This window comes from Enterococcus sp. DIV1298c (assembly GCF_017316315.1).
Classification (GTDB): Bacteria; Bacillota; Bacilli; order Lactobacillales; family Enterococcaceae; genus Enterococcus_B; species Enterococcus_B mangumiae.
Window position 1 is genome coordinate 18,084 of the sequence record NZ_JAFLWG010000034.1, and the last position, 10,868, is coordinate 28,951.

General features: G+C 37.9%; 10 protein-coding genes. 9 read left to right on the top strand and 1 reads right to left on the bottom strand.

Annotation, left to right across the window (positions count from 1 at the left end; translation table 11 throughout):
• The first annotated feature begins 6 nt into the window (after nucleotides 1–6).
• Genes JZO83_RS08455 through JZO83_RS08465 form a run of 3 tightly spaced genes read left to right on the top strand, consistent with a single transcriptional unit; the run spans nucleotide 7 to nucleotide 3,263 of the window.
• Complete coding sequence (locus JZO83_RS08455; RefSeq protein ID WP_206856965.1) at nucleotides 7–1,239, top strand: ABC transporter permease; 1,233 nt, start codon at nucleotides 7–9, stop codon at nucleotides 1,237–1,239.
• Nucleotides 1,240–1,251: 12 nt separating this feature from the next.
• Nucleotides 1,252–1,908: a response regulator transcription factor gene (locus JZO83_RS08460; RefSeq protein WP_206856968.1), complete on the top strand. Its 657-nt coding sequence runs from the start codon at nucleotides 1,252–1,254 to the stop codon at nucleotides 1,906–1,908.
• On the top strand, nucleotides 1,905–3,263 hold the full coding sequence (locus JZO83_RS08465; protein WP_206856970.1) for an ATP-binding protein: 1,359 nt from the start codon (nucleotides 1,905–1,907) through the stop codon (nucleotides 3,261–3,263). The genes JZO83_RS08460 and JZO83_RS08465 overlap by 4 nt, the downstream gene beginning before the upstream one ends.
• 285 nt (nucleotides 3,264–3,548) lie before the next feature.
• Here the strand turns inward: JZO83_RS08465 and JZO83_RS08470 are convergent, their stop codons facing one another.
• Complete coding sequence (locus tag JZO83_RS08470; protein ID WP_206856972.1) at nucleotides 3,549–4,919, bottom strand: amino acid permease; 1,371 nt, start codon at nucleotides 4,917–4,919, stop codon at nucleotides 3,549–3,551.
• 233 nt (nucleotides 4,920–5,152) lie between these two features.
• Between JZO83_RS08470 and JZO83_RS08475 the strand changes: the two genes are divergently transcribed.
• The 6 genes from JZO83_RS08475 (at nucleotide 5,153) to JZO83_RS08500 (ending at nucleotide 10,801) form a co-directional block, all read left to right on the top strand.
• Nucleotides 5,153–5,899, top strand: a complete 747-nt coding sequence (locus JZO83_RS08475) for a metal ABC transporter ATP-binding protein (RefSeq protein WP_207115498.1) — start codon at nucleotides 5,153–5,155, stop codon at nucleotides 5,897–5,899.
• Nucleotides 5,896–6,753, top strand: a complete 858-nt coding sequence (locus JZO83_RS08480; RefSeq protein ID WP_206856974.1) for a metal ABC transporter permease — start codon at nucleotides 5,896–5,898, stop codon at nucleotides 6,751–6,753. The genes JZO83_RS08475 and JZO83_RS08480 overlap by 4 nt, the downstream gene beginning before the upstream one ends.
• 30 nt (nucleotides 6,754–6,783) lie before the next feature.
• Nucleotides 6,784–7,719: a metal ABC transporter substrate-binding protein gene (locus tag JZO83_RS08485; protein ID WP_207115499.1), complete on the top strand. Its 936-nt coding sequence runs from the start codon at nucleotides 6,784–6,786 to the stop codon at nucleotides 7,717–7,719.
• Nucleotides 7,720–7,885: 166 nt separating this feature from the next.
• Nucleotides 7,886–8,632 carry a hypothetical protein gene (locus JZO83_RS08490; RefSeq protein WP_206856976.1) on the top strand — a complete coding sequence of 249 codons (747 nt, stop codon included), beginning with the start codon at nucleotides 7,886–7,888 and terminating at the stop codon, nucleotides 8,630–8,632.
• 15 nt (nucleotides 8,633–8,647) lie between these two features.
• Entirely contained in the window at nucleotides 8,648–9,814 is a 1,167-nt protein-coding gene (gene queG, locus JZO83_RS08495) for a tRNA epoxyqueuosine(34) reductase QueG (RefSeq protein ID WP_207115500.1), read from the top strand.
• A 378-nt stretch (nucleotides 9,815–10,192) separates the two neighbouring features.
• Entirely contained in the window at nucleotides 10,193–10,801 is a 609-nt protein-coding gene (locus JZO83_RS08500) for a LysM peptidoglycan-binding domain-containing protein (RefSeq protein ID WP_207115501.1), read from the top strand.
• Nucleotides 10,802–10,868: the final 67 nt, after the last annotated feature.

A 10,868-nucleotide genomic window follows, 5' to 3' on the forward strand; every position in this document is an offset into this window, starting at 1 on the left:
TCGGAAATGGAAGAAATCAGATTTGCCTTACAATCGATCTTTGCTCATAAAATGCGTTCGATATTGACCATGCTAGGTGTTATCATTGGGATTGCTGCCATTATTTCGATTTTCAGTATCATCGGAGGTAACACCGAAAAAATGAAACGAGAAATGATTGGTGGCAACAATAATACGATGAATATCCAATATGACAGAAAAAGTGCTTTCCAACAGAACCTTATGTCTGGTGGAATCCTGTCTGACAAGGAAGAGAAAAAACCGTTATATTTTCCATTTTTGGGTGAGGAGGTACTGAAGCAAATCAATGAAATACCAGAAGTCTTAGCGAGTGGTTTGTCCTATCAAAAAGATGGGAAAATCTATAGGAAAGCAAAAGGAACCGACGCCAAAGTTTCTGCTGTCACTTCATCTGTTGAGGAGTTAGAGCAATTAAACTTCATCAAAGGAGAAGGATTTGGTTCTCAAGCATTTAAAGAGAATCAACAAGTGATTTTTTTAGAAAATGAGCTATATGATGAACTGTTTCCGAATGAAGAAGGTATAGGACAGTTTGTCGAAGTGAATGGTGTTCCCTTTAAAGTTCAAGGTGTATTTAAATTAGATCCAAATAGTAGCAATATATTTAGTTTTGAAAAACGAGCTTATGTTCCTTTGCAGCAAGCACATAAACTATCTGATGAGTTGGATATTGTACCACTTGTCACGATCCAAACAAATCATACCGATCAATTACAAACTGCTTCGGAAAAAGCAGCAGAGATCCTTAACCAACAGATCCCACCATCCGATTATGAGTATGGGATAATGAATCTTAGCGAATTTGCCAGGGAATTGGAACGAATGAATCAATCAAGTTTTATTCTTTTAACTGGTATAGCAAGTATCTCTTTATTGGTCGGAGGGATCGGTGTGATGAATATCATGTTGGTTTCAGTTACAGAAAGAACGAAAGAAATTGGGATAAAGAAAGCCCTCGGTGCAAGAAGAAAAACTATTTTAAAACAGTTTTTAGTCGAAGCGGTCGTCCTGACTTTGATTGGTGGGGTGCTGGGTGTGCTGATTGGATTACTCAGTGGCTATGCCATTACTCAGTCGCTTGATTATCCTTATATCGTATCCGCACTTTCAATTGTCGGCAGTTTGATTTTCAGTTCAATGATGGGAATCATATTCGGTCTGTTGCCGGCAATGAAAGCATCAAAATTAAACCCTATCGAGGCGCTTCGCTTTGAATAAGGAGAGGTACACATGGAGAAAATTCTAGTAGTTGAAGATGAATATATGATCAATCAAATCGTAACGGAATTTTTAAAAGAGCGAAAATATGAGGTCTGTTCAGTTAGGAGTGGCGAACAGGCATTGGAAGTTTTTGCTGAGGAAACATTTGACTTGATCCTATTGGACATTATGTTGCCTGGGATAAGGGGGACGGATGTTTTAAAGAAAATAAGAGAAACTTCGGATGTGCCCATCATCATGTTAACTGCGTTAGATGATGAATATACGCAATTACTCAGTTTCTCTCATTTGATCAGTGACTATGTGGTTAAACCTTTTTCACCGCTTATTTTGATCAAACGTATCGAAAATGTTTTTCGGTTGAATAAAGGAAATCCACATATAACTATCGGAGAGTATGCCATTGATTTAGATGGTGGTCTTGTAAAACATCAGACAGAAGAAATCCACTTAACCAGAAAAGAGTATGATATTTTAGTGGTTCTGATAAGGAATAAAGGGAAAATCGTCACGCGAGAACAATTGGTTTATCAAGTTTGGTCGTATGAATATCATTTGGAGAATCGCATATTAGATAATCATATTAAAAACATTCGAAAGAAAATGCCTCTATTATCGATAAAAACAATTAAAAATAGAGGTTATCAATTAGAGGTTTCACCATGAACATCATGCTGAAAAATTTTCTGTTTTCTGGGGTCATCATTTTTTTAGTCTCGATCATCTCATTGGTTGCTTTATATTTTACAATGCCTGTCTATTATGAGCGAATGAAGCTAAATGAAATAAACAAAGAATTCAATCAAGTGGCAAAGAGTATCGAGAACAAAGATTTATCTACCATACAAAAGGAGGTTGATCAATACTGGCTTGGAAGAGAACAAAATCTTGATCTCATGTTGATGGATAAGAATGGCAGAGTCATTGGTCCATTCTTTGATGTGAATCTTGATTATTCAGGAATAAACTATTTTTCTGATGAAATGAGTCTTTATCAAGAAATTACGGACAAAGAAGGTAATACTTATTATTTACTCGGTATGTATTCGCTGCAACCAGTCGCAGAAGCAAGTCAAGTTTTACTTCATTTATATCCATTTATCATCATCATCTCACTGATCATCGGTGGAATAGGTGCCTACTATTATAGTATTTATTCAACAAAAAAAATCAAAGAAATCTCCAAAGTGACAGAAAAGATGATCGATTTAGATGCGGATATTCGTTGTGATGTCAAAGGTACGGATGAAATCTCACTTTTAGCGCAAGATATCAATCAATTATATGCGTCTTTGATCCAAACGATTGATGTTTTAGAGCTTGAAGTAGCAAAAACGAAAGAATTAGAAAAAGCAAAATCAGAGTTCATGCAAGTTGCTTCGCATGAATTAAAAACACCCGTGGCGTCATTGATGGGGCTGATTGATGGCATGATCTATAATGTCGGTAAGTTCAAAGATAGAGAACGCTATTTAGAAGTTTGCAAAAATATTTTGCAAGAACAAACAGAAATGATCAATAATATTCTCTTTGCTTCGAGAAATCATTTGCCGTCAGATGATGTGGTCTATGAAGAAGTATCTATCAAAGAAATGATTGAACATAAATTAACTTCTTTTCGGATACTAGCTGAAGCAGAACAGAAAAAGCTAGTCGTTCACCTAAAAGAGCAGTCGATCATCGGGAATAAAAATGATCTTGATAAGATTTTAGATAATCTACTGAGTAATGCTTTCAAATACACAAAGCATGAGGGGGAAATCAGTCTGTTTTTCGATGGGAAACAATTATTGATTGAAAATGAGGTCAACCAGATACTGGATGCGGAGGAATTAAGTAAGATTTTCCAGCCGTTTTATCGACCAGATTATAGTCGAAGTCGTGATACTGGCGGTACTGGTCTCGGACTGTTTATCGTACAACAACTATTAGACAAGTATGGCTGGGAGTATTCATTTAAGCCATCAACTAATTCTAGCATGTGTTTTTCTGTCACTTTTGTGGAGAACAAAAGAAAGTAATAAGGTCATCCATACGTTTGGGACTATCAGTAGAGAAAAAAATCAGACTGCACAACTGCTATTTGCCAGGGACTTTATTTCTATATTTATACACACTCAATTGGAATTCACTAAACCACACCATACCATACTAGAACAAAGTAAAGAACAGAACGATTATTGAAATCACATGTTAATACACTCTTGTAGAAAGTTTAGTCCCTGGTGAGTAGCAGTTGTGCAATCTGGTTATTATAGAGAATAAAAGAAGTCAGGACTACCATTGTGTAGTCTTGACTTCTTTTACTATTGCTTGATTTTTCTTTCACGTACAAAATAGTAGAGCGCCATATACACTAAGAAAACGAAACCGATCATCAATGAAACCCTTGTTTCAGGATTGATGAACATAAAGATCAAAACGACTGCCAAAAAGCCTAATGACAGATAATTGGTATATGGAGAAAAAGGCATTTTGAACGGATGTGACGCCATTTCCAACTGATGACTCTTTCTAAATTTGATTTGACTGATCAAAATAACGATCCAAGGGACCATTCCTGGTAAGATACTGGAACTATAGACAAAAACAAATAGATCCTGTGTTTGAGAATAGACTAATGGCAACAAATAATTCAAAATCAACCCAATCAAAATACCAAACGAGATGGCTACTACTGGATAAAATGGAACGCCATGTCGGGTAAGTTTCAAGAATTTTTTAGACATTTTGCCGTTGATTGCTAAGGTATAAACCATTCGACTGGCACTGAAAATACCAGAATTACAACCAGATAAAGCTGCGGTGATCACAACAAAATTGATCAAACCAGCCGCAAATGTGATTCCAATTTTAGAAAATGTTTGAACAAACGGTGATCCTAGTTCGCTTAATTGGTTCCAAGGATAGATACTGACAATGATGAAGATTGCGCCAATGTAAAATATCAAAATACGCCCAATCGTTGACTGCACCGCTTCGACGATCGTTTTTTGCGGATCTTTCGCTTCACCTGCGGTCATTCCGATCAATTCGATTCCTTGATAAGAGGCAACGACGATCGATAGAGCAAAAAAGAAACCTTTTACGCCGCCTGTAAAGAAACCACCATTTTTCCATAAGTTTGAAATCCCGATTGCTTCGCCATGATTACCGAATCCGAAAAAAATAATTCCTAAACCAGCGATGATCATCAAAATGATCGTGACTACTTTAATAGTAGAAAACCAAAATTCTAATTCACCAAATGCTTTGACTGATACAAGATTTGCGAACATCAAAAAGAGGACGACAATGATCCCTGGTATGATTTGAGGCAAGTCTGGCCACCAGTAGTTCATATATTCCCCTACAGCGATCACTTCGCTGATACCGACCACGATAAACTGAAAAATGTTGCTCCAAGCGGTCAAATAGCCTGCGACGGGATGGATATATTCACTTGCATAATTAGCAAATGAACCAGTAGAGGGATCAAGATACAGCATTTCACCTAAGGCACGCATGATCAGATACAAAAAGAAGCCTGCTACAGCATAAGCAACCATTACAGAAGGCCCTGTCCAACGGATGGTGGATGAAGCACCCATGAACAGACCGACACCGATCGTCCCTCCTAGCGCGATCATTTGAATATGACGGGCGCTGAGACTCCGAGTTAATTTTTCTTCTTCCATACAAAAACCCCTTTTTTAAGTTGAGTGATAAAGTAAAAAATAAGTTCATTTTATAACTGAGAAAATAAATAACGAATATTACTTTAAGGCTCTTGTTTGTGATTTTACATAAAAATTTTTAAAATTGCGAGAAAAATCAAAAAAATCTTTCACAACACTTGTAAATCATTTTGATATTAGTTAAACTAAGATTAAATAAAAAGTTAGGTATGCCGAAAAAGGAGTGGCGAAAGGTGTCTAAAAATGAAATCTCCGTTAAAGATTTAACGGTTGCGTACCAAGGAAAGACAGTATTAAATAATGTATCAACAGTTATCCAAGCACAAAAATTTACCGGGATCATAGGACCGAATGGCGCCGGGAAATCTACTTTTATGAAGGCTTTATTGGAGCTAGTTCCTAAAGTTTCTGGTGAAATCACTTTTGACGGTCGATCCATAAAAACGATCCGCAAAAAAATTGCCTATGTGGAACAACGAAGTGAGTTGGATCTTTCTTTTCCAATCGATGTGTTAGGAGTCGTTCTATTAGGAACCTATCCATCCTTGCGCTTGGGTCAACGACCTGGGAAAAAAGAAAAGGAACGAGCGAAGCAAGCTTTACGAAAAGTTGATATGGCGGACTATGAAGATCGTCAAATCAGTGAATTATCTGGTGGTCAATTACAGCGGATCTTTATCGCCCGAGCATTGGCGCAGGGCGCAGAATGGATCTTTTTAGATGAACCGTTTGTAGGGATCGATGCGGTCAGCGAAAGAAAAATCTTTGCTATTTTGAATGAACTGAAAAATGAAGGAAAAACTATTGTGATCGTCCATCATGATCTGCACAAAGTCGAAGCTTATTTTGATGAAGTGATTTTATTGAATCAAGCGCTGATCGCAGCTGGACCAGTTGGCGAAGTATTTACTTCAGAAAATCTACAGTTGGCTTATGGGGAGATCATTGGACAATTAGCTAAAGGGGTAATGGAAAAATGATTCAATCGTTTATTGAGGGGTTAATGGATTATCAGTTTCTACAATACGCATTGATCACATCGATGCTCGTAGGACTAGCTTCAGGTGTGATTGGCTCTTTTATTATTTTAAGAGGCATGTCGTTGATGGGGGATGCAATCTCTCATGCAGTACTACCTGGAGTGGCGATTTCTTATATGTTTGGTTTTAGTTATATTTTAGGAGCTACCGCATTTGGGATGTTGACAGCTGGAATCATTGGATTTGTCACACAACGGAGTCGCTTGAAAAATGATACAGCAATCGGGATCGTCTTTAGTTCTTTCTTTGCATTAGGGGTCATCTTGATTTCTTTTGCTCAAAGTGCGACGAATCTTTACCATATCTTGTTTGGGAATGTGTTAGCAGTCAGAGAAAGTGATATGTTGATGACTGCGATCGTCAGTGGAATCGTGTTGCTGTTCGTGTTGATTTTCTATAAAGAATTGAAAATCACTTCGTTTGATCCGATGATGGCAAAAGCTTATGGCTTGAATACGACGCTTATCCACTATTTATTGATGTTCTTCTTAACACTGGTTGCCGTTGTGAGTTTACAGACAGTTGGGACGATTTTAGTCATCTCCATGTTGATCACACCAGCAGCAACTGCGTATCTATTGACCGATCGATTGGCAAAAATGATTTTTATCTCGGCGACAGTCGGTGTATTGAGTGCCATCATCGGTGTGTTTTACAGTTATAGTTACAATTGGCCATCAGGAGCAACAATCGTGTTGACCAGTGCAGTATTCTTTACGTTGGCCTTTTTATTTTCACCGACTAAAGGAATTGTTTTTTCAAGAAATAAACGAAAAAAGAATGCCGAGTCGTAAAAAAACTAACGATAGAAATGGAGTATATACATGAAAAACAAAATGAACATCTTATGGTTGATCGGAGCTGCTTTATTTATTTTTACAGGTTGCGGCAGTTCGGCAGCAGAAGAGAACGAGGAAAAACTGACAGTTGTAGCAACGAATTCGATCATTGCCGATATGGCAAAAGAAGTCGGAAAAGATTTAACTACTGTCCATAGTATCGTCCCAGTTGGAACAGACCCCCATGAATATGAAGTATTGCCAGAAGATATCAAAAAAGCAAGTGATGCCGATGTGATCTTATACAACGGGTTAAACTTAGAAACTGGTAATGGCTGGTTTGACAACTTGATGGATACAGCAAATAAAACAGAAAATGAAGATTATTTTGCAGTAAGTAAAGAAGTCGAACCTCTGTATTTATCAGGAGGAGAGTCAGAGACAGAAGCAGATCCACATGCTTGGTTAGATCTTTCAAACGGCATCAAATATGTGGAAGAAATCGCACGTATCTTTGCTGAAAAAGATCCGGATCATGCGGCACAATATGAAGAAAATGCCAATGCGTATATTGAAAAATTAAAAGAATTAGATCAACAAGCAAAAGAAAGCTTTAATTCGATCCCAGAAAATCAAAAGTTGTTAGTGACAAGTGAAGGTGCGTTTAAATACTTCTCACAAGCGTACGATCTACCAGCGGGCTATATTTGGGAAATCAACACGGAAAGCCAAGGAACACCTGAACAAATGCAATCGATCGTCAGTCAAGTTCGTGCATCAGATGTCCCAGTCTTATTTGTAGAAACAAGTGTTGACCCAAGAAGCATGGAGCGTGTGGCAAATGAAACAGGTCTTGAGATCTTTGACGAGCTATTCACTGATTCGATCGCTAAAGAAGGCGAAGATGGTGACTCTTATTATGACATGATGAAGTGGAATATCGAAAGAATCCACGAAGGTCTGTCGCAAGAAAAGAACTAAGTAATCATCAAAAGTCTTAATAAAAAAGTTAAAAAACAGAGAAAAGACGGTCCCTTGTCTTTTCTCTGTTTTTCTATCAAGAAAAATTCGTTCGTTTATTGTTTTATAGATACCAATTTTAGTGAAATTCCGTTATAGTTAAAAGAGAGGAAAGGAAGGTGAAGCTATGAATTTTACTAGCAAAGATAAACTTTTGATTGCAGAAGAAATAACAAAAAAGATCAAGCAACTAGAAAATAAGGAGAAAGACCAAGATCTCCAATTTCTTGAAGCAGAAATGGCTAAAGCGTTCATAGCAAGCCCAGAAGAATTGGAAGAGGAGACATATCCTGGAAAATGGTTGTTTGACGATTTTCAGCCATTAGATGAAGAAACTGGTATCGGCTATTTTGTTTTTCTTTCATCTGTCGGTTTTACGCCTGGCGTATTAGTCAAACAAAAGAATGAACTCAAGGTCCAAGCATGGCCTGCGCTGTTTTCTCTTATAGGAACAGAAGGGGTCATTCCCAAAATCCAATCCGCATTTTTCAAGAGTGCATTTATCGCAAATAGTAAACTAATGAATACGTATTATAATCGTTTAGTAGAAATCGCTCGTCCTGGAGAGATTCCGCAAACGTTCACTTATGGGCAACAAAAGAATCTATACGAAGACGTTGTTTATTCAAGGGATCTATCTGAGTTTTCGCCAAGAGAACAACTCCGTTTACATGAATTACTTCATACCAAACCAGTTTCATTGAACTTTTTCAATGCGTTAGATCAACGCAGGAAATGGGTGTCCGTGAATTTCTGGGAAGTGTTTGCGGCTAGAAATCGTTGGATGGAGGAAAGAAAAATCCCAGATCAACAAATCCAATTCGTTCAATTGAAAAGAGAACGATTATATTATGGTTTATATAGTCGTGTCTGATCGAGGGTGGAAAGAATGGCATTAACATTAAAAGAAGAAATCATTCAAGAAAGCAAGCGCATTGGGATCGATAAAATCGGGTTTACCACCGCAGAGCCTTTTGATCACTTGAAAGAATCGTTGGAGGAACAAAAAGCTGCTGGGCATACATCAGGATTTGAACATCCAAATATTGATGAGCGTTTATATCCAGAAATGACCTTTGATCGGCCGAAATCGATCATTGCAATTGCTTTAGCGTATCCTACAAAGATCCATGAAAAAATGCCTAGAGATGAGAAGCGTGGACAATTTGCCCGAGCCTCCTGGGGAATCGATTACCATGACGTTTTACGTGATCGTTTGCAACAATTGATTTCATTTATCGAGTCACGAGCAACTCACTGGCAAAAAGAAGAAGAATGGCGCTTGGCTCCGCAAGTGGATACAGGAGAGTTGATCGATGTCGCTGTTGCGCAACGTGCCGGATTAGGGTTTATTGGTCGAAACGGGCTATTGATCACAGAGGAGTTTGGTTCGTTCGTCTATCTAGGAGAGATCGTGACAAACATCGACTTAGAGCCAGATACTCCTGGTGTCTTCGGGTGTGGTGAATGTACGCGTTGTGTCACTGCTTGTCCAACAGGGGCGCTTTTAGGTGATGGCAGGATGAACGCACAACGTTGTCTGTCTTATCAGACACAAACAAAAGGCATGATGCCAGAAGAGTATCGGAAAAAGATGAGTAACGTCATTTATGGTTGTGACATCTGTCAGTTAGTTTGTCCATATAATAGAGGAAAAGATTTTCATTTCCATCCAGAAATGGAACCGCAAGTGGAAGAAGTCTATCCAAAACTCACGCCTATGCTAACGATCTCCAATAAAGAATTCAAGCAACAATACGGGCATCTGGCTGGCTCATGGCGTGGCAGAAAACCACTTCAACGAAATGCGCTGATCGCTTTAGCCAACTTAGGTGAACGTGCTGCTTTGCCTCATATTGAAGAATGTCTCAGTGATGTCCGTCCGGTGATCCGCGGGACGGCAGCGTGGGCAATCGGTAAATTAGGAATCAAAGACCCTGAAAAATGGCAAGAAGTGTTGACGAATGCGTTGGAAAGAGAAACAGAAGAAGAAGCAATCCATGAAATGGATCAAGCAATCCAATTGTTACAAAAGAAAAAAAACGCTAAGAAATGACTTATTTATTTCAAATGAATCATTTTATCCAGTAATTGTTGTAACAATTACTGGTTTTTTTGTGTCAATTGCATCTAATTTTCGAAAAATGAGAAGAATTTCGCAAAAAAAATCCAATAAATTAAAAAAAATATTTTCTGAATATTACAGAACACGTGTTTTATCAAAATTTCTAACAAAGTGACGAAAAACGATTACAACATTGATTTATAAGGTTTCTACGACTTTAGTCCTAGTTTTTCCAAAATACAAATATTACAAATATTAAAAATATGACGATTTTGTCATGAATTGTCATAATTCTTTCACCTATGAAATATTTCTAAATGATAAAGTTAGTGACGTTGAAACAAATCAAAGAGAAAAAAGGAGCTTACTATGAATTCAATTAAAAAGATCGTTTTGGGGACAACTGTTGCCGCTGGAGCAACTGCAATGTTTGTAGGAACTACTGCTCATGCAGATGAAGTTTATACAGTAAAAGCTGGAGACTCATTATCTAAAATCTCACAAAAATTTGCAGGTGACAATTCACTGATCAAAGCAATTGCTGAACAAAATTCGATTGACGATATCAACCGTATTTTTGTTGGGGAAGAATTAACAATTCCAGCTGACGCTTCATCAGTGAAAACAACAGAAGTAGCACCAACAACAGAAAAAGTAGAAACTCCTGTAGTTACAGAAACACCAGCGCAAGAATATACATACGTTGCGCCTGTTGAAACAGTTGAAGTAGCACCTGCTGCAGCTACTGTAACAACAAACAGCAACTCTGCGAAAGAATGGATTGCACAAAAAGAATCAGGTGGTTCATACACTGCAACAAACGGCCGCTACATCGGACGTTACCAATTAGATTCAGCATATTTGAACGGTGACTACTCACCAGCGAACCAAGAACGTGTTGTAGAAGAATACGTTGCTGGACGCTACGGTTCATGGGATGCTGCAAAAGCATTCTGGTTAGCAAACGGTTGGTACTAAGATAAAACCAAGTATGAAATCAAAAAGAGGACTACGCAAGTAGGCCTCTCAGATTGTAGACAAAGTA